The following is a 24,412-nucleotide window of genomic DNA, read 5'->3' as shown; positions in this document are numbered from 1 at the left end:
ATCTATCGAAGGCTTACATAAAGCCTTCGATTGGCAACCATGAAATCATTTTAACTCCAGCTTTTTGCCACCATTTCATTTTAGGTTCTTTACGTAAAGTGACGATGCCAGAAGGTGTTTCTTTGAGCCAGTTAATATTTTGTTTTGAATCAAGGACTAATTTATAAGCATATTTTTTTAAATTATCATCCATGGTTTTATGCACTGCATTTGCCAATGGAGGACTGTTAATAATTACGCCGATTTCCGTGTTTAAATTGGCTGAACGCGGATCAAAATTAAAAGAACCTATAAAAACTTGTTTTGAATCAAGTGCCATTAGTTTGGCATGTAAACTTGAACGACTTAAACCTTTTAAACTCACTTTTGCTTTTTTTGAAATTTCTTTGGAGTTTGCATATAGATTTTCTTCTGAAACAGCAGGCAGAAACTCATAAAGTTCTACTCCATTTTTGAGTAATTCTTTTCTATATTTTGCATAAAAAGCATGAACTAAAGCGACGTCATTGGCTTTAAATGAGTTGGTCAGAACACGAACACTCCCACCTTTGTTCGCCAATTCAGTCAGTTTTTCTTTCCCTTCTTTTTGAGGGACAAAATAAGCTGAAATTAGATCTACTTTTTCAGTTGGTGTTTCTAAGCGATTAACCATTTGGAAGTCAAGATGCTGTTCTTTCTTGGCTTTTGCTTGGATTTTATCTGGTGCATCTTTCACAACTTCAGCTTTGACCCAATCAAGTTGAATGTTATGGTTGAGCCATTGATCAAAATCGTGAGTACGGTTACTAAGATCTAAATAGTTTTGTACGGTAATTTCTTGATAATGTTTGGTGAGTTGTTCTTTTAAGCTGTCATAGCGTAAGGTGTATTTGTTATGGTTAACGATATTTCTCACAGGATAGGCATAGCTATGATTCCAATATTCATCGAAAGAATGTGCTATATCATCAACTGCTTGCCCAACGAGCATCACATCTACATCTGAAAATTGATAATTATCACTGACATTGTAGTATTGATTACTCATATTGCGCCCGCCAATCAATGAAATTTGATTATCTGCGGTAAATGTTTTGTTATGCATACGACGATTAATACGTTTTAAATCTAAAACCATATCTACAGGGCGTAAACTTCTAAAACGATAGGGATTAAAGAGCTTTACTTCAATATTGGCATGTTGATCAAGTGCAAGATAAACGCCCTCCATTTTACCTGCATTATTATCATCAATGAGTAAGCGAACTTTTACCCCACGATCTGCCGCTTCGATGATTTTATACAATGCCAATGAACCAATTTTGTCATTGTCCCAAATGTAATATTGTAGATCCAAAGTCTTTTCGGCTTTTTCGATTAGATTAATTCGTGCGGCAATCGCTTCAAGTGGATCATATAAAACATGATAGCCGGTGAGTTCAGGATTTTGACTTTTTAGAGGTGTGATAATTTTTGCTAAATCAGTATCTTGAGTGTCTGTGTCAAAAGCATATTCTGGCTTAATTGTTTCCTGTTTCGGAAGTGTACTGCAAGCTGAAAGACTAAGAAAAAGGCATGAACTGATCACAATTAACCATGATTTTGCAGGTTGATTGTCATGTTTTTGCTGTAATTGAGTATTACGATTGATCGTTCGTTGCATAATATTTTCTGAGATTCATCCGTGCTAGAGTATAATCAGGATATTCTGAAAGATAAATAATGAGATGACGAGTACTTTGTACTTAAGAGATTGAATATGTTTCCAACCCTAAATATAAGCTCAATTTTTTATCTTAGCTTTATCGTGCTTGCAGTTTGGGGAATAAGCCAAGCATGGTTAAGCCAGTCTAGAACTGAAACGATCCATCCTTTTAAGTCATTTGTCCATTTATTAGCATTCTACCTGTCTTATTTATTAATTCCGTTGTTATTTTTTAGCATTTATGCAGGTTGGATCGGTCAATTTTCCTTACACGAAAGTATTTTTATATTTTTGCTTAGTGCTTTATTGATTTATGCACGCTTTATAGAGCCGCATACGGTGCATGTTCAGCATATCCAATATAAATTAGGACAAGACAAAGCCTTTACTAAACCGATTAAAGTGGCGCTACTTGCGGATTTGCACATTGGACTTTTTTCAGGGCATGAGCGTCAACTCAAAACCATTGTCAAAAAAGTGAACTTGGAACAGCCTGATTTTGTTGTTGTTGCTGGAGATTGGACTTACGAGCCTGAAAATAAATTGGCAGAAGAATTGTCGATTTTAAAAGACATTCAAGCTCCTGTTTATTCTGTCAATGGTAATCATGATGAACAATATCCAGGACCTCCGATTCAAGCTTTATTGGCACATGCGCTTGAAGTCAATAATGTCATGGATATTGAGGGTAAAATTGTCGAATTTGATGATTTTAGGTTGATTGGGGTAGGTGATCTGTGGGCGGGTAAAGCAGATATGCGATATATGCCTGATTTACCACAAGATAAACCTTGGTTAATTCTTTCGCATAATCCAGATACTGTGGATATGGTTCCAGTACTTTCAACACGTCCTTTGATGCTGTCAGGGCATACCCATGGTGGACAAGTTGAATTGCCGTGGCTGACCAGTTATGTCATGAAAAAAGTATCAATTTTGGGACATAAACGTGGATTATATAAACATGCCAATGCGGATGTGTTTGTCAGTGTTGGAACGGGAATGGTTGGTGTTCCATTCCGTTTTCGAGTACCGCCCACCATTGATATTATTGAATTGAGTTAGTTATTTGTGGAGCATTGGGTGAGCTCAGATTAAAGTCTTCAAGCTTTAAAATAGTACAACCCAAGAATGCCACAGAAAATAATCAATCCAATGATAAGTAAAATAGAGCTAGATTTCTTCGACTTTGTTAAATCTTCTACACCAGAGTTAGGCATATTGGGGTGATTTGAAGTTGTATGCTGTGTGGTCTCGGTGGTTTGATTGCTGGTAAAAATTGAGTCAAAACTTCTCGAATCAAAGCCTTTGGACTCGGTACTATTCATTTGCAAATGTCCATCCATCAAGTTCTTTGCAAGATTGGATAGCGCATCGGGTTGAGATAAGTCGATGTTAAGTTGTTTTTTAATGTTGTCCCATTCAGGGCTTTGATCATTAATTTCGGTGGTTTTTCCATCTTTATCCGTCATCTTAATTTTACTAGAATGAAAGTTGAACTCAAAAGTGTTTGATTCTATTTTGGATTTCGTGTTTGAGTCAGTTTGCTGTTGATCTAAAATCTGGGGATTTTCTTTAAACATTTGCAGTGCGTCTGCATCTTCGTGCAGAAGTTGAACCAAATTATTTGCCGCAGTGGGTTTTAAGTTGATTGTTTCGATCAAGAACATTTCAGCTTGATCTAATCGATTAGCTTGTATGTAATCAACAAAGGTCTGTAATTGTTCAGGATTAAGTTTCTTTAATTGGCTCATTTTTTATTATTTCCCTATGCAAAGGCTTGGATTACCGAACAATAGAATATTAAGACTTGCCAATAAACTGATAAACCATGACCGCAATGATGACAATCACAATGATTATAACAAGGCGTGAAAGCCCATTTTTCTTAGATTGATCTTCGATGCCTACGGGTTGAGTCTTTGTTGACATGGGGCGAGAGTATGAGTGTTGGTTTTGGGAAGTATTTGTAGTGTCACTTTGATAATCTCGATGAAAAATTTCCTCATTTCTCACTTCCATTGCATCTAAAAACTCATCGGCTGTTTCAAAGTGTTCTCCATGAGCAAATTGATCCATGATGGCATCCCATTCAGGATGATCTTCATCGATGAGTTCTTTGCGACCATCTTGATAAAAGATATAGATTTCACCTGTGTCATATTGGCTTTGAAGTGCCTTATAAGTACTGCTATGAAGAGGGTAAAGCGTTTCATCGGGTTCAAAGTCTAAATTACCAGAGTCGAGATGATGACTATCGCTATCATCAAAACTAGGATTTTCAATCAGTTGTTCAATCCAGTCTTTGGACTCTTTTAAGCCTAGATTTGAATGTTCCTTGACCCATTTGACCGCTTCAACTTTGCGATTTTGTTGAAGTAGTGAGAAAATTTCTTGGCGTTGTTGTGGGCTAAATTGTGGCATTCTACACCTATATTTTTCTTTAATTATTTTTCGCCCAACACATCAGGCGTGTCATTTTCAATTGATAATATTTATTTTTATTACAAAACAATGTGAAATAAAAGTAGTAATTTGTGTGTGAATCGGCAATATTTTAAAACTGTCATAAATCTTTGATATTGTAAATTCAATACTTAAAACTGAAATAAGGACGATGCCATGACTCGTGATTTAGAAAAATTCCCAGAAAATGACAATGGTAATTTGCTTTGGCAAATGCACGAAGATGGTGACGATCTTGAAGAAATTCATGAAATTGAATTTTCTTTGTATTTTAAAACTCAGCAATTGGCTGAAAAGTGTGCCATTTATTTACTTCATGAAGAACAGAAAATTTCTTTATATTTAGATGAGGAAGTTGATCCGAATGAATGGGTGATTACGGTTTATGTCAATATGTATCCTGAGCATGAAGATATTGATGATTTAGAACAATGGTTTACCAAGATTGCAGAGCAACATGAAGGCGAATATGATGGTTGGGGCTGTACTGCCTATGTTTTTGATGATGAAGATTTAGAAGAATAATTCTTATCGATCGAAAGTAAAAAAAGCATATCTTGTCTGATATGCTTTTTTATTTAAGTTTCAAACTACTAAAGCCATACAAAGCTCAATAATAGATCGCAGTAGACTGAATTTTTAAGAAAAACACTCAAGGATATGAGTATGAGCAATACTGTGAAATTGCACCGTGTATTTAGTGCCCCACCAGAACGAGTGTATAAAGCCTTTTTAGACCCAGATGCTATTGTAAAATGGATGCCACCACATGGTTTTACCGCAAAAGTCCATCAGATGGATGCTGTCGTTGGGGGCTCTTATAGAATGTCATTTACCAATTTTTCAACAGGTTCAACCCATTCTTTTGGCGGAACGTATGTTGAATTGATTCCTCATCAGCGGATTCGTTATTTTGATCATTTTGATAACCCTGAATTGGCAGGGGAAATTGAAGTGATTATCGAGATCAAAGGTGTGCTTGTTGGCACTGAGGTCAATATTACTCAGTCTGGAATTCCAGAGATGATACCTGTTGAGGCTTGTTATTTAGGATGGCAAGAATCACTACAATTGTTTGGGCTACTGGTGAATCCAAGTATTCCAGATCAGTAAAATTTGAATAAAAATAAGGGATAATAATGATTCAAACCAAACGTATTTATGAGGCGCCGTCTGAAAATGATGGCAAACGAATTTTTGTTGATCGTTTATGGGCACGTGGTATTAAAAAAGAAGATGCTAAAATTGACCTGTGGCTAAAAGAAATCACGCCATCCAATGAACTGCGTAAATGGTATCACGAAGATATTGAAAATCGTTGGGATGAGTTTCAGCAAAGGTATAAGGCTGAGTTGCAAAGTGTTCAGTCTCAATTGGCTGAGTTAAAGCAATTGACCAATGATGAAACGGTGACCTTGCTTACAGCAGCGAAAAATGAAGGGCATAATCATGTCACGGTATTGATCGATGTATTGGCGACATTGAAATAGTATTTATTCCTTAATTTAAATATGGTTTTTAAGTTGATGAAAAATATATAAATGATATGATCATCTTTTTGAATTGTTCTTGAGTTTTATTATGTCTTTACCTGCATGCCCAAAATGTAATTCTGAATATACTTATCAAGACGCAGATTTGTTGATTTGCCCTGAATGTAGCCATGAGTGGAAAGAGGGTGAGCAAGGGCAAGCTGATGAGCAAACCATAATTAAAGATGCTGTTGGAAATGTTTTAGTCGATGGTGATACGGTCACTGTGATTAAAGATTTGAAAATCAAAGGTTCATCGTCAGTGGTGAAAGTCGGTACGAAAGTGAAGAATATTCGCTTAGTTGCAGATAGCAGTGATGGTCACGATATTGATTGTAAAATTGATGGTATTGGTCAGATGAAACTAAAATCTGAGTTTGTGAAAAAAGCTTAATACGCATTGAGATTGAGCGAAAATCTATTGAGAACAGCGGAGGCTTTTAGTCATTCTGCGCTGGGTGTGTTGTAAGGATGTTATTGAATATTCAATAGCATCCTTTTGTGTATAACTGTTGAATAAGAATAGCGAAGATGAATCAAAATCAAGACGTTCAATCTCAGATCTTAAACCATTTAAAAACATTCGATGGCTTACTTGTACCTGTATTAGTGCAACTCATTCAACAGCGTTATCCGCTTGAAGTGAAAACTTTAGCTTTTGAGATATTCTCAGAGCAATTTACAGAACAATTTCCAATTCGAGTGTTCTTTTTAGATGAAGATCATTCTGAACATTTTGTTTTAGTCAATGGTGAAGCTCGTTATCCGAGTGTCATCGATCCAAATTTGATTTTGATTGATGGGGTTTATCCTCAGTCATTCGAGGCTGAATATTTAGCGCAAGGCGTAGATATTTGGTCTGTTGCTTCACAGGTTTGTATGCAGTGGTTTATTGAGCACTGGAATAACGTAGGTGGGGCAAACTTTGCGTTACACGCGACGATTGCACAACATGATTCTTCTGAACAATTTGATCCTAGACAAAATAATGGACAGCACGTCCCTCTAAAGATAACGTAACTTTAATCTTTGGAGATTCAAGAAATGGCTAAACGTTTTAGTCCCGAATTTAAACAGCAAGCGATTGATTATGCACTTTCAAACTCACACGAGTCTGTAGCTGCAATCGCCCAGAAATTAGGTGTGGGTTATTCAACATTAGATAAATGGATTCGTGAAACCAATCCGGCAGGTTCAAGCAAACGTCAACTTTCACCAGAACAACAGCGGATCGTGGAATTAGAGAAAGAAGTCAAACAGCTCAAGGAAGCCAATGACATCTTAAAAAAAGCGCATGTGTACTTTCTAACAGATCATGCCAAGAAAAGTACACGGTAATTCAAGATCTAGATATGAATGAAGTCACCGTATCTTCTGCCTGTAAATACCTAGGTGTCAGCACTTCAGGCTATTATGCCTGGCGAAAACGTCAAGCCAATACGGCACAGAAATATAATGACTTAAAAGCCGTATATTGGCAGCATCATGCACGATTGGGTGCACCTTCATTAGTACATGACATGCATGATTTAGGTTACAACATGAGCGAACGTACTATTGGAAGGATGCTAAAAAAGCTTGGTTTACGTAGCAGGATTGCGCGTAAATACAAGCATACGACTGATTCAACCCATCGTTTGCCTACAGCACCCAACTTGTTGGATCGCCAATTTACAGTTACTCAGCCTAATAAAGTCTGGACAACAGACATTACCTATATCCGCACTAAAGAAGGTTGGTTGTATTTATGTGTGATGCTAGATTTATTTAGCCGTCGTATCGTGGGGTGGCAAACCAGCCATCGAATAGACCGCCAGTTGGTGTGTGATACGTTTAACTATGCAATGGCTCGTCAGGGTTATCCAACTGGTGTTATGGTTCATTCGGACCAAGGCTCACAGTACTGTAGTCGTGATTTTAGAGCGCTGTTACTGAAAAATGATTGTACTCAGAGTATGTCTAGACGTGGAAACTGTTGGGATAATGCAGTGACTGAAAGCTTCTTTCATACATTAAAAGGTCATGTGGTACATGGCAGTGTGTTTTCGACTCGAAAAGAGGCGAATGCGGTCTTGTTTGATTATATTGAGATTTATTACAATCGGGTCAGAAGGCATTCTGCAAACGGCTGGTTAAGTCCAGAAGCCTTTGAACAGAAATATTTCAAGAATTTAGAGGGATCGATTGTCCACGATACTGTCTAGGATCAATTTGATTTAATTGAACAAACGCGGATGTAGTGGTTCGAGTAATTGTACAGTCTTTATGAGTCATTAAAAAACCGCTTTTATTTATATAAAAACCGCCCATACAATTATGTTGAGCGGTTTTAGATTAATTTTGATGCTTATTGACTGGCTGAAATACCAATCTTTTTCACATTTGAGCGTTGAGCAGCCGCCATGACCATTGCAACATCTTTATATTCAGTCATTTTGTCAGGTTGCACTTTGATCGTGTCTTGATCTTTTTGTTGTGCTACACCATTAAACAAAACTTCTAAAGCCTGTTTATCTGCAACGGGCTGACCATTCCAAAAAATTTTACCTTGCGCATCAATTTTTAAGTTAACAGGCTCAGGTGGTTTCTCATTGGTTGGTGGTGGTGGCGCGCCATTAGGCAAGTCAATGTTAATCGAGTTATTGGGAATTGGTATGGTGATAATAAACATAATCAACAATACCAACATCACATCAATAAGTGGTGTCATATTGACGTCTAACATCACATCATCATCGTCTTTATTGGAACCAACATTCATACCCATAAGATGTTTCTCCCGACTATGGTGCTGCGACAGGTGTAGTGACAAAAGCGATTTTACCGATCCCTGCATTCTTTGCGGCACTGATCACTTCATCGATGGCTTCAAATTTTGTAACTTGGTCACCGCGTATATGAACTTCAGGCTGAGGTGTTTTCTTAGCTTCAACTTGTAGACGGCTGATCAGTGTTGCTTTGTCTGCAATGTACTTTTCATTCCAAAAAATATCACCTGCTTTATTGACTGCAATTTGAACATTAATGGGTTTAGTTACATAAGGAGTATTCTTCTCTTCAGGTAACTTCACTGGAACAGTATGGATTGCAACTGGGACTGTAATGAGGAAAATAATTAATAATACCAACATAATATCAACCAAAGGGGTGGTATTAATGGCTGAGATTACATCATCTTCATCATCACCTGAGCTTATATTCATTCCCATGGTTGTCGCCTCGCTTATTTGCTATCGCTTTTCGAATCATTTTTGATTTCGCCACTGAGTAGTACAGTGTGTAAGTCGGAACCAAAAGTACGAACATTGTCTAATACTGCTTTGTTGCGACGTGTTAACCAGTTATAACCCAGTACAGCAGGTACTGCGACAGCAAGACCGATTGCAGTCATAATCAAGGCTTCACCAACAGGACCTGCAACTTTATCAATCGATGCTTGACCTGAAATACCGATCGCTGTTAATGCATGGTAAATTCCCCAAACTGTACCAAACAATCCAACAAATGGTGCGGTTGAGCCAACAGTTGCTAGGAAAGCTAAGCCACCACTTAAATGGCTCTGGATTTTATCAATGGCACGTTGGATAGAAATCGTCACCCAAGTGTTGAAATCAATCCGTTCAAGTAAGTTACCACCATGCTTTTTAGTCGAGTTAATGCCTTTTTCAGCAATAAAACGATATGCACTTGCTTCATCTAAAGTTTCAGCGGCTGTATCAATCGAAGCGGCATCCCAAAATTTCGCTTCAGCTTCTTTACCTTGACGCTTAATTTTTGCTTGTTGGATAAACTTGGTAATGATGATGTACCACGTCCCAATTGACATGAGTAATAAAATGAAGATTGTTGATTTTGTAATTAGATCTCCCTCATTCCATAAGGCTTCAAAACCGTATGGATTAGCTGCTGGCTGAACAGTAACAGGTTGTGGTGGAGGTACAGGTACATCAGTTGATACTGTATTTGTTGTTTCTACAGCTACAGCCATTGTGGACGCTTCTTCTGCAAATACTGAAACAATAGGAAGTAAAGTGCTCGTTGCTAAGATTCCTGCGAAGATAAAACGTTGAATTGATCGTGTGTTATACATCTGTTATCTCCAAAATTTTTATTAATTTATTCATTGCTAATTTGTGCATTGTTCTTTATTCATCCAGTTCAAATTCATAAGGAATGTCGTACCACGCATCTTGAGGTTCACCATCTTTTAATGCGGGTTTGAAACCACATAAACTGAAAGCCTTAGCTGCTGCTTGGTCTAAAGCTTTACTCCCAGTGGTTTTTTTAATTTTCGATTCTTTTACAACACCATTACGACTGACAAAGAGTGAAACAATAATGCTCCCTTGTTCTTTCTTTGCTATTGCGTCATCTGGATATTCTGGGCGCTTACAGGCTTTTTCCCCAGCGGTGACACCACGCGTTTCACCTTTTGGTTTTATTGTTGTGGTTGAAGAGGATGCTGTTGATGTTGATGAGGCTTGTGGACTTGAAGCTGGTAATTCGGTATCTGTTGCCGAACTTGCCGAACTTGCCGAACTTGCCGAACTTGCCGAACTTGCCGAACTTGCCGAACTTGCCGAACTTGCCGAACTTGCCGAACTTGCCGAACTTGCCGAACTTGCCGAACTTGCCGAACTTGCTGAATTGGATGAAGTAGATTTAGCTTTCCTTAATGGTTTTTTATTGCTTTTGGCGTGTGTCGTTTTCGCTGTTTTTTTTACTGCGACAGCGGATTTAGATTGCAGATTAACCACATGTAAGCTTTCAGATTTAGGTACAGTGTCCTGAAAAATAAGGGCTTCGACAGGAACTTCTGTTGGCGTTTCTACTTTTTTTGATAGCGCCGTGCTTAATCCATAGAGAACTATAAGATGTAGGAGAATAACGATACCCAAACTAACGAAGCGCTTGGTTGTGCTATTTTCTAATTCTGTAAAACGCTTGCCCATCTTTACTCCCATAATAAGCGTTAAACAATAAAATATTGACAACATTTAATTTTTGATTGATTTAAAATCATTTCACAAATCTGGTCTAAATTTGCCTAAACAAGATTTGAAAAATACCAATGAAAACCTATACGTCATTATTTAGATAACCAAACTCATCAGTTTGCTTAAGAAATATGTGTCATAACTGTATTGGAAATTATCTATTTATTGTATTTCTCGATATTGCTGTATTGTTATCGGTGAACTAAGTGCAAACTATATCGCTATAACTCTTAAAAATATATAGCATTTTACTAAAAAAATCTTATTCGTATGGTGAGTACAAAAGATCTAAGATTTTTATCACCTGAAAGATTGATGTGGAAAATAGTCATATACCTACAATGCAGGACAATATAGTGCAGGATGCAGAGCATTTATTCCTCGTTTTAATCAATTTACTATCTCTTTATTTTTACGCAACAAATGTCAACAGACCTCAAGATAAAAATAAATTAAATTGGGTTGAGTTGGACTTAAAAAATGAAATTTGATTTAAATTTAAACTGTTATAACATCTAATTTTCTCTAGTGTTATTTTACTGTTTAAGGCATTGCCAAATGGCGCATGAAGATGATGGAAATATAAACAGGATGTTTAACCCAATTTGATAAATAAAAATAGATAGGTATGAATTTGGAATCGAAGTTTTTACAAGTTGCGCTACTGGCGTGTGCAATAAGTGGTGGGGGGCTAGCAGTTGCGAAAACACCTGCACAGCCAAATAAAGTTTTAAATCTAGCATTTGAAGCGCCAGATGATGGTTTTGATATGGTCAAAACTTATAATTTTTATAGTGGCAATATTGCAGAGGCGATTTTTGAGCCATTATTAAAATATGATTACCTTGCTCGGCCAGTAGTACTGGTTCCCAACACCGCTCAGACCTTACCTAAAATTGAGCAAGATGGCAAAGTTTATACATTTAAAATAAAATCAGGAATTTATTTTACCGACGATCCTGCTTTTAAAGGAAAGCGTCGTGAGCTAACTGCGCAAGATTATATTTATTCGATTCAGCGGATCAGTGATCCTAAAAATGTTTCACCAACGTTCTCATTCATTGACGGTAAAATAGTTGGCTTAAATCAACTGGTCGATTCTGCGAAAAAAACAGGTAAGTTTAACTACGACGCACCGATTGCTGGGCTAAAAGCACTGGATAAATATACCTTACAAATTACTTTAACGCGTTCTGATTATAATTTTCCGTATATTCTTGCCTATGTGACCTTTGGTGCTACAGCTAGAGAAGTGGTTGAATTTTATGGTGATCGTCTAGGCCAACATCCAGTCGGAACAGGACCTTATCAACTCAGTCGCTATGTGCCACGCAGTAAAATTGAATTGGTCGCAAACCCTGACTATCGTGGTTTTACTTGGGATTATAAATCCACAGGTACAGCATGGGATAATCAACTGGTCAAGGAGATGGCTGGTAAAAAAATGCCTCAAGTGGGCAAGGTCAATATCAGCATTATCGAAGAAGAACAATCACGTTGGCTCGCATTTAAATCGGGGCAACTTGATTACGATAAACTTACTTCAAATGCTGTCCCGCAAGCTTTAGATGGTAAGCAACTCAAACCAGCACTACAAAAGCTCGGCATTAAGTTATTTCAAAATAAAGATCCTGAAGTGACTTATACTTCGATCAATATGAAAGATCCTGTGATTGGTGGTTTTAGTCTCGATAAGATTGCGTTACGTCGTGCTATTGCGATGTCTTATAATGATGAAGAGTCGATCAAACAATTATATAAAGGGCAAGCAACAAAAGCTGAAATGTTCATTCCAGAGGGGGTGCAAGGTTATGACCCTAAATATAGAAGTAGTATTGCTTATAACCCTTTACTTGCCAATAAATTACTCGATCGCTTTGGCTATAAAAAAGGTAAAGATGGTTATCGAACCTTGCCAAATGGTAAGCCTTTAAGCATCAAATTCTTGATGCAAAGTAGTTCAAAAGATGTGATTTTATCTGAATTATGGAAAAAGAATTTAGATGCAGTTGGATTGCGCAGTGAGTTTATTGTGAGTAATTTTGCTGACAATATGAAAGCCGCCATGCAATGTAAATATATGCTGTGGGGCAGTGCATGGATTGCTGATTTTCCCGAAGGTGAAAACTTCGCACAACTTTTATATGGACCGAACTCTGGTCGAGGTAATATCAGTTGTTATCAGTCCAAAGCCTATGATTCACTTTACACACAAGCTTTAGCATTGCTACCACAGCAACGTGTTCCTTTATATGAAAAAATGAATCGTCAAATTGAAGCAGATAATCCATGGATTGTAGGGAGCACACGCTTACGTAGTTGGCTAATGCATCCGCAAGTGCAAGGTTATAAAGCACATCCAATGATGAATAGCGTGTGGCAATATGTCGATATTCAGCCAGTTAAAAAATAAAGAATGAAGTTGAAGGGAATGATGAAGGATAATTTTAATCGGAAGTTTAAACAGATTGGGGCAAGTATTCTGTTTGCGAGCATGGCTTCGACAGTGACGATGAATGTAGATGCAAAAAGTCCGGCAGACCCAAATAAAGTATTACGCTATGTATTTCCAGTTGCGGAGACAGGGTTTGACCCAGCAGGTACACAAGATCTCTATTCTGCTCATGTGCATAATTCTATTTTTGAAGGTTTGTACACATACGATTATTTAGCCTCACCTGCAAAATTAGTTCCACGAACAGCAGTCGCATTGCCTGAAGTCAGTGCGGATGGTCTGACTTATACCTTTAAAATTCAAAAAGGCATTTTTTTTGCCAAAGATCCTGTATTTAAAGGAAAACCACGAGAACTCACTGCGCAAGATTATGTCTATTCTTATAAGCGACTGTTAGATCCTAGTTTACATTCACCGAATAGTTGGTTGCTTGATGGCAAAGTGGCAGGAATGGATAGTGTTCTTGCAGATGCCAAAAAAACAGGCAAATTTAATTATGATCGTCCAGTTGAGGGTTTAAAAGCGACTGATCGCTATACATTAGTGATTAAATTGACACAACCTGATCAAAATTTTCCTATGCTATTGGCGCATCAACCTGCAGGGGCTGTTGCACGTGAAGTGATTGAACACTATCGTGATAAAGCTGGATTTGCAATGAAGAATCCAGTGGGCACAGGACCTTATGTCTTATCAAAATGGGTGCCAGGTTCACGGATCATCCTCAAAGCCAATCCTGATTTTCGTAGTTATATTTGGGATTTCAAAGCATCTACATCTGAAGATCAAAAAATCGTAGATGCAATGAAAGGCAAAAAAATGCCTCAAATTGGTGTGGTCGATATTCAAGTGATGGAAGAGGGACAATCACGTTGGTTGTCTTTTAGTAAGAATGAAACTGATCTGTTTATTTTAGATGGTGATTTGGTGGTTCAAGCCATTCAGGATGGAAAGTTGAAACCTGAGTTAGCCAAAAAAGGTGTACAACTGTCTCGTATTCTTGATCCATCTATTGACTATCATTATTGGAATATGCGGAATCCTGTTGTTGGTGGTTTAAGCAAAGATAAGATTGCATTACGCCGTGCGATGGCAATGGCATATTCAGCAGATACACAGATCAAAGTGTTATCGAAAGGTGATGCTGAAAAACTGCAATATCCAATTCCACAAGGTATTGTCGGTCATGACCCGAACTATAAAAGCAGTATTCCTTATTCAATCAAAGCCGCCAATTTACTCTTAGATCGTTATCACTATAAAGTCGGCGCTGATGGTTGGCGGACATTGCCCAATGGTGAACCTTTGGTGATCGAAATGACGACAGGGAATACAGCACGCAGTCAGCAGGGTGCTGAGTTTTGGAAAAAGACTTTGGATAATATTAAAATCAAAATGACCACCAAGTCGATGCCATTTGCTGAATCATTAAAAGCAGAAAAGCAGTGTAAAACCATGTTTAAAGCGTCTGCTTGGGTGGCGGATTATCCTGATGCTGACAACTTTATGCAGTTGTTTTATGGCAAAAATATTCATGCCACCAATAATGGTTGTATGAAAATTCCTGAATATGATCGTTTGTATGAGCAGACGCAAAAAATGAAACCGAGTCCTGAGCGTGATGCTTTATATCGCAAAATGGCAAGAATCATGGAAGTGTATATGCCTGTGCAATTTGCGTCCTCACGTTATCGTAATGCCTTGGCGCAACCACGCGTGATTGGTTTTAAAAAGCATCCGATTTTACCATCTGAATGGATGTATTTTGATTTAAAAAAATAAGTTAAATCAAGTTCTCACAGTGGGCTGGATGTGGTATCTAGGCTAAATTTTGAAATGTAAATAGATTGAAATTAGAAATTTAATAAATTGAAGAATGGAGAAAATGGAAAATGAAAGCATTCAAACTCACAACACTATGTGTGCTTACGATAGGAATGGGGCAATTGGCTTTTGCCAATACTGAACGTAGTACTTTACCTAAGCTTCAAGCCAAAGATATTCCTACACAGTGTGATGCCAATATTGCAGGGACGAAAGCAAAATTGGCTGAATTTGCTAAAATTAAATTGAAGAAAAATGCACCTGCCGCGGATGTTTTAGCAAAGTGGGATCAGATTTTCTCAACATTTGAATATTTTTATGGTCCTATCGGTTTAATGAGTAATGTCGATCCAAATGCTGATCTACGCAAAGCATCGGATGATTGTGAAGTTAAAATTAGCCAGTTTCTTACTGAGGTATATCAAGATAAAAACTTGTATCAGCAAATTGTGAAATCCAAAGCGGACAATGAGATTGATCAAAAGTTTCGTCAAGATATTTTAGATGGTTTTGAAGATACAGGCGTGCAATTGCCTGCGGAAAAGCAAGCGCGTTTAAAAGTGATTTTGGACGAGTTGACCAAGATTCAACAAGAATATGCACGTAATGTGCGTGATAATCCTGAAAAACTAGAATTTACCCCCGCTGAGTTAAAGGGTTTACCTGACAGCTATATTGCCAATTTAAAGAAAAATGAAAAGGGTAATTATCTGCTCGGTTTTGAGTATCCTGAATATCTTCCATTCATGCAGTTAGCCGATAGTGATGAAGCACGTAAGCGTTATCAAATCGCCTATACACGTCGTGGTACAGAAAAGAATTTAGTATTGCTGAAGCAAGCGATGGACTTGCGCTATGAGTTGGCGCAGTTGTTTGGTAAAGCCAGTTATGCAGATTGGACTCTGAAAAATCGCATGGCGAAAAATCCAGAAACAGTCAATAACTTCTTGAATGATGTACACAAAACCGTGACACCTTTAGAAAAGCAAGAAGTACAAACTTTACGTGAATTCAAAGCCAAAACTTTAAATATTCCGATTGAAAAAGCTGAGATTAATCGCTGGAGTGAGGGCTATTGGAGCGAGAAGTTACGTCAAGAAAAATACAAGGTAGACCAAGAAAAACTACGTGAATATTTCCCAACTCAAGCTTCTCAAGATTGGTTATTTGCCATTTCATCCAACCTTTATGGAATCGATTTCAAACCTGCCAAAGTTGAAACTTGGCAAGATGAAGTTGAATACTATGATGTCACTGATAAAAAAACAGGTCAGCTTTTAGGTGGCTTGTATATGGATAAATTCCCGCGTGAAGGCAAATATGGTCATGCAGCGGTGTGGAGTGTACATGGCGGAAGTACTTTAACAGGACGTAAACCGATTTCAGCATTGGTCACCAACTTTAACCGCAAAGGTTTGAATAGTGATGAACTAGAAACTTTTGTACATGAGTTTGGTCATGCACTGCATGGCATTCTTTCTAATACACGCTATGCCTCACAATCAGGCACTTCTGTAGAACGTGATTTTGTTGAAGCACCTTCGCAGATGTATGAGGAATGGGCACGTCGTAAAGAAACTTTATCGACACTTGCAGATTACTGTAAACCAGATTGTCCACGTGTCGATGATGCACTGATTGAAAAACTCAAAGCAGTACATAACTATGGTCGTGGTTTGCGTTATGCACGTCAGACTTTATATGCACAATTTGATATGGCATTGCATACGAAAGATGCACTTAAAACGCAGCCTTTAGATGTTTGGAAAAAACTCGAAGGAGATACGGCACTCGGTCATGTCCCAAGCACAGAGTTCCCAGGACAGTTTGGTCATATCATGGGCGGTTATCAAGTTGGCTATTATGGCTATATGTGGTCGGAAGTCATGGCACTCGACATGCTCTCAGCATTTGGTGATAACTTAAATAATCCAGAAGTTGGCGCGCGTTATCGTAAGGCGATTTTGTCACAAGGTGGTCAGAAGAAAGCTGCGCAATTGGTGGTGGATTTCTTAGGCAGAGAGCCAGATAACAAAGCGTTCTTTAAAGAAATTACGGGTCAACGTTAATCGGGATTTAAAACTATGTTGGCATATATCACACGCCGTATTTGGCAAATGATTCCGACTATGTTGGGAGTCGTGTTGCTGATTTTCTTCCTGTTTAACTGGGTCGGTGGAGATCCTGCCTATATCCTTGCAGGGAAAATGGCGAATCCAGAACAAATTGAAAATATTCGTCAACAGTTGGGTGTTGACCAACCCTATTATGTGCAGTTATGGATTTTCATTAAACAAATCGTCACTTTTGACTATGGTTATAGTTGGAGTACAGGCGAATCAGTATCAGACATTATTTTGACTCGTCTGGGACCATCGCTCACTATCATGATTCCACTGGTTATTTTACAAACCGTGATTTCAATTATCCTTGCTTTAGCGGTTGCTTCAGTGCGTGGTTCTTTGACAGATCGTATGGTGATGATGCTGTGTACAGTGGCAATGGCGATCAGTATTTTGGTCTACATCATCGTGTTCCAATATGGGCTGGCTTATAAATTGGGTTGGTTTCCTGTCCAAGGTTGGAGTGATAGCTTTAGTGAAAATCTATTCAAATATTCATTACTCCCAATTCTAATCATGTTGGTGGTGAGTATTGCACCCACTTTACGTCTATACCGTAGTTTTGTTTTAGATGAAGTCAATCAAGATTATGTGCGGACTGCACGTGCCAAAGGGGCGAGTGAGGGACGTATTCTCGGTATTCACGTTCTTCGTAATGCTTCGATTCCGATTATTACCGATGTGATGTCGAGCTTACCTGCATTGCTGATTGGTGCTTTCTTAATTGAGCGATTCTTCGGGATTCCTGGGATAGGTCGTGAGGTGATTATTGCGGTAGAACGAAGTGACTTTCCTGTCATTAAAGCGATCACGGTATATGTCGCTGCTGCAACGATGATTTTTAACCTTGTGGCTGACTTGATTTATAAAGTGGTCGATCCACGCGTACAGTTGAAGTAGGTGAGCCATGCTTGGAATTTTATCTAAAAAAGTAGATGCTCAAGACGAACAGACTTCACCGGGACTGTGGAAGTTGGCAATGCGACGCCTGAAAGCAGATCGTATCGCGATGGCATCCTTATTTGTCGTGCAATGTTTCTTTGTCATGTTAACTCTGTCGATGACAGGATTGATTGCAAAAGATTGGAATAAAGAAGTCGCGGTCAGCTATGCACCGCCGACCTTTATTGGGGCGGATCAGAGTAATACTGATCCTGCTAAAAAAGCAGCAACAGTCGAAGCACTGCCTGAAAATCCTGTTGACCCTTTGAAAGATGTGATCAAAGAACTGAATGCTGAAATTGCAACAGAACAAGCTTCGGGTGGTGCGATTGATTATTACGGTATTCAAGATCCACTTGCAGAAGATATGAAAGCGATTGATCAGCAACTCGGTGGGCATCTTCTTGATCAGCAAAGTGAGTTAAAACAAACTTTACCTTTTGGTGCGGATAAATGGGGACAGGATGTTCTATTAAAAACCATTAAAGGTGCGGAAACCTCAATTATTGTTGGTGTGGTCGCAGCATTTGTTGCAGTTTTGATTGGGACAATTTTAGGGGCAATCGCCGGTTATTTTGGTGGATGGGTGGATGATGTACTGAACTGGTTTTATAACATTTTCACTTCTATTCCATACCTACTTTTGGTTTTGGCAATCGCTGCGGTGCTTCAACAGAAAGGTATTCTTTCCATTGTCCTCATTCTCGGACTAACGGGATGGACTGGGGTATTTCGTTTAATTCGTGCGGAATATTTGAAACATACTTCTCGTGAGTATGTACTGGCTGCCAAAGCGATTGGTGTCAGTAATATGCGCCGTATGTTTGTACATATTTTTCCGAATGTCAGTCATATTGCCTTGGTGCAAATGTCGATTCTTGTGGTTTCATTTATCAAATCAGAAGTGATTCTCAGCTTCTTGGGCTTTGGTGTTCCTGTGGGCGTGGTGTCTTGGGGCAGTATGTTGAATGAAGCGCAAAGTGAATTGATCTTAGGTAAATGGTGGCAATTGGTTGCTGCATCGGTCGCGATGGCGATTTTAGTCACAGCATTCTCCATGTTCACCGATGCATTGCGTGATGCATTAGACCCAAAACTCAAATAAGGAGCAGAACGATGTTAGAACAAGCAACGACAACTTCTGCATCAACAAATTCTGATGTTTTGTTGAGTGTTGAAAACCTGAGCGTTAGTTTCAAGGGTGAAAATAAGCAATTTGTGGAAACTGTGAAAGGGATTTCTTTTCAAATTCCAGCCAATACCACTGTGGCTTTGGTGGGTGAATCGGGCAGTGGTAAATCGGTCACGTCTTTGGCAACCATGGGGTTATTGCCCCAAGGTCAGTCTAAAATTGCTGAAAAAAGTAAAATTATATTTGAAGGAAAGGATTTACTCAGCCTTAGTAAAAAGGAAAAGCGTGCAATCTGTGGTAAAGAGATTGCCATGATTTTCCAAGAGCCGATGTCTTCACTGAATCCAGTCTTTACTGTGGGCGATCAGATTGCTGAAATTATGCGGATTCATTTGGGCTATGGGCGCAAACAGGCGAGAGCACGTGCTTTGGAGTTGCTCAAAGAAGTCGGCATTCCTGCACCTGAAAGTAAGATTGATGCATATCCAAGTCAGTTGTCTGGTGGTCAGCAACAGCGTGTCATGATTGCAATGGCAATTGCCTGTGAGCCGAAATTACTGATTGCTGATGAACCGACCACGGCACTCGATGTCACTATTCAAAAACAAATTATTGATTTATTAGAATCATTGCGTAAGCGTCGTCAAATGTCGATGTTGTTTATTACGCATGATTTGGCATTGGTTGGTGAAATTGCAGATGAAGTGATCGTGATGCGTCATGGTGAGATTCGTGAACAAGGTCTAGCTAAAGCAGTATTGGAAAATCCGCAAGATGCTTATACCCAAGCACTGCTAATGTGTCGTCCGCAACTTTCACGTCGTCCGTATCGCTTACCGACGATCAATGATTTTATGACGCAAAAAGATGATCAAGCCATTGAAAATGGGAACTTATCAGAAGCGAAAAAGGCTGATCGTCAACGTGGTTTAACAGGCAATGAAGAAATCATTCTCGATGTGCAAGATTTGAAAAAATCATTTTTTAGTCGTAAAGGTTTCTTTGCTAAAGATGAATTCCAAGCGGTGAAAGGTGCATCATTCCAACTGGCAAAAGGTAAAACTTTAGGGCTGGTCGGTGAATCAGGCTCAGGTAAAACCACCATTGGTTTATTGCTGATGCGTTTGCAACAAGCTTCAGGTGGTAAGGCGCTGTTCCAAGGCAAAGATATTTTGGCAATGTCTGACAAAGATTTTACACAATATCAACGTAAGATTCAGATCATTTTCCAAAATCCATACGCATCATTGAATCCGCGCTTTACTGTGGGGCAAATCTTGATGGAACCAATGCAAGTTCATCAGATTGGCGCGAATGATGCTGAACGTAAAAAAATGGCTTTGGATTTACTGGAAAAAGTCAGTTTACCTGCGCAGGCATTTCACCGTTATCCGCATGAATTTTCAGGCGGGCAACGTCAACGTATTGCGATTGCACGTTGTTTGACTTTAAAACCTGAAATTTTGATTTGTGATGAATCTGTTTCTGCACTGGATGTCTCAGTTCAGGCGCAAGTGTTGAATTTATTGCAAGATTTACAGGATGAATATGGTTTGAGCTATATCTTTATTTCACATGATTTGTCTGTGGTGAAATATATTTCTGATCAAATCATGGTAATGAATCATGGTGATATTGTTGAAATCGCCAATTCAGATGAGTTGTATGCGTCGCCTAAGCATGAATATACAAAGCGTTTGTTAAGTGCGATTCCGCAAGGGACGAGTGAATATATTTGATTGTCTTATTTGGATGAAGCCACTTTAAGGAGTTAATACTGATCGGCTAAGTAAAGTTATTGGGAAAAATTCTGAAATCTCCCCTAACCCCTCTTTGGAAAAGAGGGGGAACTTCTTATAACTAAAATAATTTTTAGTGATCTTAAGCTGTGCTACTCATCCCTCTAAGCAGTGGCTTTTTTGCACTTAATTAAGATGCAGATGTACTTTGTTTGGATAAACATATTTACGATAGACGGGAATCAGTACTGGAAGCAATAAAAAGTGCAGTAATGTCGTTGCGATGCTGATGAGGATAAATGCAATGACATGAAGTGCAGATACAAAGGCGATAAAAAATCCATAGGACGATAAAAGAATCGGAAGGATAGAACACAAGGTATATGTTATATAAGGATGCTTTACCCCCCAATCGGAACAAAAAAGAAAGGCATAACTGAGAAGCCATAATCCATAAATCAAGGATAAGCTGAATACTTGAAAAATTGGATATGGGTAGTTTTGCGGTTGTTTTTTTAGAAACTCAACTAGGTATTCTGAATAAAATTGCCCTTGATAGGCGATTACTAGACTCGCAATTAACCAAATACAAAATAGTGGAATCAAGATGAAATAGCGTTTATTCATTTTGTTATTTTTATCCCAATAAAAAAAGCCACTATACAAAGATAGTGGCTTTTCAAGTTTTAGTCTATTGATGACTTAGAACTTTTTAAAACCTTTGTTCACAACAAATGGTTTTTTCTTTTCAGGTTGCTCACGTTCTTGACGGTCACCAGTCTCTAAACGTTCATTTGGATTATAACGTCCTTCAACACGATTGTTACGGTTTTGTTGACCATAACGATTGTCTGAGCGATTGCTGTTAAACGTGTTACCACGATTGTCGCTACGATCTTTATTGTAGCTATTACCGCCATTGCCCGCAGAGCGTGCTTTGTTAAAACGATTTTCAGAACGTTCATTGCGGCTGTCAGAACGATCGTTGCGATTGTCAAAACGGTTTTCGCTACGATTTTGACCATATTGGTTCATAGTCGGTTGAAAACCACGGCGTTCTTGCTGTTGGTGGTTATTCCCATGATGATTTTGTGATTGAAAATCATCACCTTCGCTATCACGACGTTGTTGACGTAAGAAACCACCGCGACGTGCTGCCATCGGTTTATCTTGCATACGTTCAGTACGACGTTTTGCCATACCAAATAAACCCGTGCCTTGACGTGGTTTAAGTTCTACAGCTTTAGTCAAATTATCAATTTCAGTTTTATCTAATTCCATCCAACGACCTGTACGAAGTTCACGAGGCAAAATCACTGTACCGTAACGTGTACGAAGCAAGCGACTTACTTTTAGACCTTGTGATTCAAAAATACGGCGAACCTCACGGTTACGACCTTCTTTTACTACGACTTGGTACCAGCGGTTGATCCCTTCTCCACCAATTTCAGAGAAAGATTCAAATTTTGCTGGACCATCATCTAAAACAACGCCATTCATCATGTTGTTTTTTAGTTGAGGCGTTACTTCTCCCATGACACGAACGGCATATTCACGTTCGATTTCATTTGAGGGATGCATTAAACGATTGGCAAGTTCACCATCGTTTGTAAATAGGAGCAGACCTGTAGAGTTAATATCCAGACGACCTACCATGACCCAGCGATCGTTGGCGATAGGAGGTAAGTGATCAAACACAGTCGGACGAGACTCAGGATCATTGCGAGAGCAGATTTCACCTTCAGGTTTATAATAAATCAAGACACGGCGACGAATTTCGTCTTCAATTTGGAACTGAACTTTACGACCATCGATGCGAAGCTCATCACCTGGTTCGATACGTTCGCCCACTTGAGCAACCTGCCCATTGACACTTACACGACCAGCCGCAATGACCTCTTCCATATAACGGCGAGAGCCCAAACCAACTCGTGCGAGTACCTTTTGCAATTTTTCACTCATGACAGCATAACCTTAGAAATAATCATCAACAGAGCACCTATTTAAGATTTTGGAGCTTGCGCGTCCAAAGCCATAAAAGCTTCCTTGGCGTCCTGCAGGGGAGGCAATTGATCTAAAGATACTAGACCAAAAGCATTTAAAAACTGTGGCGTTGTCACTAACAACGCAGGTCTACCTGGGAGTTCACGGAAACCAGATTCTTTAATCCAGTTCCAGTCGAATAAAGTCCGGAGTATTTGACTATTATTCGTAACTCCTCGTATTTGCTCAATATCAGCACGGGTTACAGGCTGATGATAAGCGATCACTGATACTGTTTCTAACAGTGATGGGGATAATCTCGTTGGTCGATCTGGCCAAACTTGTGCAATCATATTGCGATATTTGGCACGAACTTGAAAACGATAACCTTGTGCAGTTTCGATCAGTTCAATTGAGCGACCATGTTGTAATACAGACAATTGCTGTAAATAATTTTGCAATTGTTGTTTTGAATATTGATTTTGAAAAGCTTCTTTTAAGCGAGCAATCGAAACTGGTGCATCACTGGCAAAGATAATCGCTTCAAGTTGCATCAGAACTTCATGATGTAGCTCGTCTACATTGAAGGCATTATTTTGATCAATGGTCATGCAGTTGCTCCTTGAATAGAAAGGGGAGCTTCGACACCCGATGAAATAATCTGAACTTTCTGCTGACGAGTCAGTTCTAAGATTGCCATAAATGTCACAACCATGCCCATACGACCTTGGTTTGGTTTGAGTAATTCTTGAAAACTGAGAACTTCACCAGACTCCACCATGTGTTCGATATAAGCTATACGCTCTTCAAGTAAAACAGGTTCTTGTTCAATTTTATGCGTAACAGGCTCGGGACGATTAAAAATGCAATACAAAGCATCTCTTAACATCTCGACATCATAACCTTCATATACTTTTGGAATATGACCAATCGCGACATTGGTTGGATAAGTATCTCGATCTAAAACAGGCATTTGCCCTAAATTTTCAGCCGCTTTTTTAATCCGTAAATAAGTTTCTAAACGGTCAATCAATTCTTGTTTTGGATCTTTTTCAATATTGACTGTTTTCGGTTTCGGTAACAATAAGCGAGATTTTAAATCTGCCAATAAAGCTGCCATCACCATATAGTCAGCGGTAAGTTCGATATTCAGTGACTTCATATTGTCCATATAAGACAAATATTGAGTGGCAATCGGGGCAATATCTAATTGTAATAGATCAAAACCGCTTTTCTGAATCAGGTAAATTAAAAAGTCGAGTGGTCCTTCGAAATGTTCAAGCAGAATTTCGAATGCAGCAGGGGGAATATATAAATCCTCTGGAATTTCTTCTTGCCATTCATCCAATACACGGATGTTGGTAATCATTTCCATAGAATTATGGGTTGCTTGATTCATTACAGTTTATTAGCCACGCGAATTTTCAAAGGCATGTTTTATCCGTGCGACCACTCTATGAAATTTAGGAGAGGGTGGTGACGAATGATGAAAAGATAATGGCTCATTTTAATGCAAAATTTGTAAGGAATACATT

23 protein-coding genes and 1 pseudogene are annotated in these 24,412 nt (G+C 38.7%); 13 read left to right on the top strand and 11 right to left on the bottom strand.

Going from position 1 to position 24,412, the window contains the following annotated elements; translation table 11 throughout:
- Nucleotides 1–13: 13 nt before the first annotated feature.
- The gene (locus tag BEN71_RS15145) at nt 14–1,642 is read right to left on the bottom strand and encodes a phospholipase D family protein (protein WP_068974911.1); all 1,629 of its coding nucleotides are present in this window, start codon (nt 1,640–1,642) and stop codon (nt 14–16) included.
- Between the two features lie 96 nt (nt 1,643–1,738).
- Between BEN71_RS15145 and BEN71_RS15140 the strand changes: the two genes are divergently transcribed.
- Nucleotides 1,739–2,749 (top strand): metallophosphoesterase, encoded by a 1,011-nt coding sequence (locus BEN71_RS15140; RefSeq protein ID WP_068974910.1) that lies wholly within the window; start codon nt 1,739–1,741, stop codon nt 2,747–2,749.
- A gap of 38 nt (nt 2,750–2,787) precedes the next feature.
- On the opposite strand, the gene BEN71_RS15135 is transcribed toward BEN71_RS15140, so the two are convergent.
- Nucleotides 2,788–3,438: a hypothetical protein gene (locus tag BEN71_RS15135; RefSeq protein WP_068974909.1), complete on the bottom strand. Its 651-nt coding sequence runs from the start codon at nt 3,436–3,438 to the stop codon at nt 2,788–2,790.
- Nucleotides 3,439–3,487: 49 nt separating this feature from the next.
- Nucleotides 3,488–4,108: a hypothetical protein gene (locus BEN71_RS15130; RefSeq protein ID WP_068974908.1), complete on the bottom strand. Its 621-nt coding sequence runs from the start codon at nt 4,106–4,108 to the stop codon at nt 3,488–3,490.
- Nucleotides 4,109–4,306: 198 nt separating this feature from the next.
- Between BEN71_RS15130 and BEN71_RS15125 the strand changes: the two genes are divergently transcribed.
- The 6 genes from BEN71_RS15125 (at nt 4,307) to BEN71_RS15100 (ending at nt 7,886) form a co-directional block, all read left to right on the top strand.
- Nucleotides 4,307–4,675 carry a ribonuclease E inhibitor RraB gene (locus BEN71_RS15125; RefSeq protein ID WP_068974907.1) on the top strand — a complete coding sequence of 123 codons (369 nt, stop codon included), beginning with the start codon at nt 4,307–4,309 and terminating at the stop codon, nt 4,673–4,675.
- A 141-nt stretch (nt 4,676–4,816) separates the two neighbouring features.
- Entirely contained in the window at nt 4,817–5,263 is a 447-nt protein-coding gene (locus tag BEN71_RS15120; RefSeq protein ID WP_068974906.1) for an SRPBCC family protein, read from the top strand.
- A gap of 23 nt (nt 5,264–5,286) precedes the next feature.
- The gene (locus BEN71_RS15115) at nt 5,287–5,640 is read left to right on the top strand and encodes a DUF488 domain-containing protein (RefSeq protein WP_068974905.1); all 354 of its coding nucleotides are present in this window, start codon (nt 5,287–5,289) and stop codon (nt 5,638–5,640) included.
- A 91-nt stretch (nt 5,641–5,731) separates the two neighbouring features.
- Nucleotides 5,732–6,076, top strand: coding sequence for a zinc ribbon domain-containing protein YjdM (locus BEN71_RS15110; RefSeq protein ID WP_068974904.1), 345 nt, complete (start codon nt 5,732–5,734; stop codon nt 6,074–6,076).
- A gap of 137 nt (nt 6,077–6,213) precedes the next feature.
- Nucleotides 6,214–6,702, top strand: coding sequence for a hypothetical protein (locus BEN71_RS15105; RefSeq protein WP_068974903.1), 489 nt, complete (start codon nt 6,214–6,216; stop codon nt 6,700–6,702).
- Nucleotides 6,703–6,726: 24 nt separating this feature from the next.
- Nucleotides 6,727–7,886, top strand: a protein-coding gene (locus tag BEN71_RS15100; protein ID WP_117276768.1) for an IS3 family transposase whose coding sequence is annotated in 2 segments (ribosomal slippage) — nt 6,727–6,961 and nt 6,961–7,886 — 1,161 coding nt in all. Because the reading frame shifts where the segments join, the coding sequence is not laid out codon by codon here.
- 143 nt (nt 7,887–8,029) lie between these two features.
- Here the strand turns inward: BEN71_RS15100 and BEN71_RS15095 are convergent.
- Genes BEN71_RS15095 through BEN71_RS19270 form a run of 4 tightly spaced genes read right to left on the bottom strand, consistent with a single transcriptional unit; the run spans nt 8,030 to nt 10,634 of the window.
- Nucleotides 8,030–8,449, bottom strand: coding sequence for an ExbD/TolR family protein (locus tag BEN71_RS15095; RefSeq protein WP_068974819.1), 420 nt, complete (start codon nt 8,447–8,449; stop codon nt 8,030–8,032).
- 16 nt (nt 8,450–8,465) lie between these two features.
- Nucleotides 8,466–8,891, bottom strand: coding sequence for an ExbD/TolR family protein (locus tag BEN71_RS15090; protein WP_068974818.1), 426 nt, complete (start codon nt 8,889–8,891; stop codon nt 8,466–8,468).
- Nucleotides 8,892–8,905: 14 nt separating this feature from the next.
- Nucleotides 8,906–9,772, bottom strand: a complete 867-nt coding sequence (locus BEN71_RS15085) for a MotA/TolQ/ExbB proton channel family protein (protein WP_068974817.1) — start codon at nt 9,770–9,772, stop codon at nt 8,906–8,908.
- Nucleotides 9,773–9,827: 55 nt separating this feature from the next.
- Nucleotides 9,828–10,634 (bottom strand): energy transducer TonB, encoded by an 807-nt coding sequence (locus tag BEN71_RS19270; protein WP_227542619.1) that lies wholly within the window; start codon nt 10,632–10,634, stop codon nt 9,828–9,830.
- Between the two features lie 673 nt (nt 10,635–11,307).
- On the opposite strand from BEN71_RS19270, the gene BEN71_RS15075 reads away from it, so the two are divergent.
- The 6 genes from BEN71_RS15075 (at nt 11,308) to BEN71_RS15050 (ending at nt 20,894) form a co-directional block, all read left to right on the top strand.
- On the top strand, nt 11,308–13,092 hold the full coding sequence (locus BEN71_RS15075) for an ABC transporter substrate-binding protein (protein ID WP_068974815.1): 1,785 nt from the start codon (nt 11,308–11,310) through the stop codon (nt 13,090–13,092).
- Between the two features lie 18 nt (nt 13,093–13,110).
- Nucleotides 13,111–14,916 (top strand): ABC transporter substrate-binding protein, encoded by a 1,806-nt coding sequence (locus BEN71_RS15070; protein ID WP_406565254.1) that lies wholly within the window; start codon nt 13,111–13,113, stop codon nt 14,914–14,916.
- A gap of 110 nt (nt 14,917–15,026) precedes the next feature.
- On the top strand, nt 15,027–17,027 hold the full coding sequence (locus BEN71_RS15065) for a M3 family metallopeptidase (protein ID WP_068974814.1): 2,001 nt from the start codon (nt 15,027–15,029) through the stop codon (nt 17,025–17,027).
- A 15-nt stretch (nt 17,028–17,042) separates the two neighbouring features.
- Nucleotides 17,043–17,981, top strand: coding sequence for an ABC transporter permease (locus BEN71_RS15060; protein WP_068974813.1), 939 nt, complete (start codon nt 17,043–17,045; stop codon nt 17,979–17,981).
- Nucleotides 17,982–17,988: 7 nt separating this feature from the next.
- The gene (locus BEN71_RS15055; protein ID WP_068974812.1) at nt 17,989–19,128 is read left to right on the top strand and encodes an ABC transporter permease; all 1,140 of its coding nucleotides are present in this window, start codon (nt 17,989–17,991) and stop codon (nt 19,126–19,128) included.
- Nucleotides 19,129–19,139: 11 nt separating this feature from the next.
- A complete protein-coding gene (locus BEN71_RS15050; RefSeq protein ID WP_068974811.1) occupies nt 19,140–20,894 on the top strand; it encodes an ABC transporter ATP-binding protein in 1,755 nt (584 codons plus the stop codon).
- A gap of 186 nt (nt 20,895–21,080) precedes the next feature.
- On the opposite strand, the gene BEN71_RS15045 is transcribed toward BEN71_RS15050, so the two are convergent.
- The 4 genes and pseudogenes from BEN71_RS15045 to BEN71_RS15030 all read right to left on the bottom strand — a co-directional run bounded on the left by BEN71_RS15045 (nt 21,081) and on the right by BEN71_RS15030 (nt 24,276).
- Nucleotides 21,081–21,521: a hypothetical protein gene (locus BEN71_RS15045; RefSeq protein WP_086322792.1), complete on the bottom strand. Its 441-nt coding sequence runs from the start codon at nt 21,519–21,521 to the stop codon at nt 21,081–21,083.
- Nucleotides 21,522–22,004: 483 nt separating this feature from the next.
- Nucleotides 22,005–22,856: pseudogene (gene rluB, locus BEN71_RS15040) on the bottom strand (23S rRNA pseudouridine(2605) synthase RluB); the annotation flags it as partial.
- 41 nt (nt 22,857–22,897) lie between these two features.
- Complete coding sequence (scpB, locus tag BEN71_RS15035; RefSeq protein ID WP_068974810.1) at nt 22,898–23,488, bottom strand: SMC-Scp complex subunit ScpB; 591 nt, start codon at nt 23,486–23,488, stop codon at nt 22,898–22,900.
- Nucleotides 23,485–24,276 carry a segregation and condensation protein A gene (locus tag BEN71_RS15030; protein WP_068974809.1) on the bottom strand — a complete coding sequence of 264 codons (792 nt, stop codon included), beginning with the start codon at nt 24,274–24,276 and terminating at the stop codon, nt 23,485–23,487. Before BEN71_RS15030 ends, scpB begins: the two co-directional genes overlap by 4 nt.
- Nucleotides 24,277–24,412: the final 136 nt, after the last annotated feature.

Source organism: Acinetobacter wuhouensis (assembly GCF_001696605.3).
In the GTDB taxonomy this organism is placed as follows: Bacteria; Pseudomonadota; Gammaproteobacteria; order Pseudomonadales; family Moraxellaceae; genus Acinetobacter; species Acinetobacter wuhouensis.
Note: the sequence above shows the minus strand (reverse complement) of the source record. Positions and strands in the feature narration are given on the sequence as shown.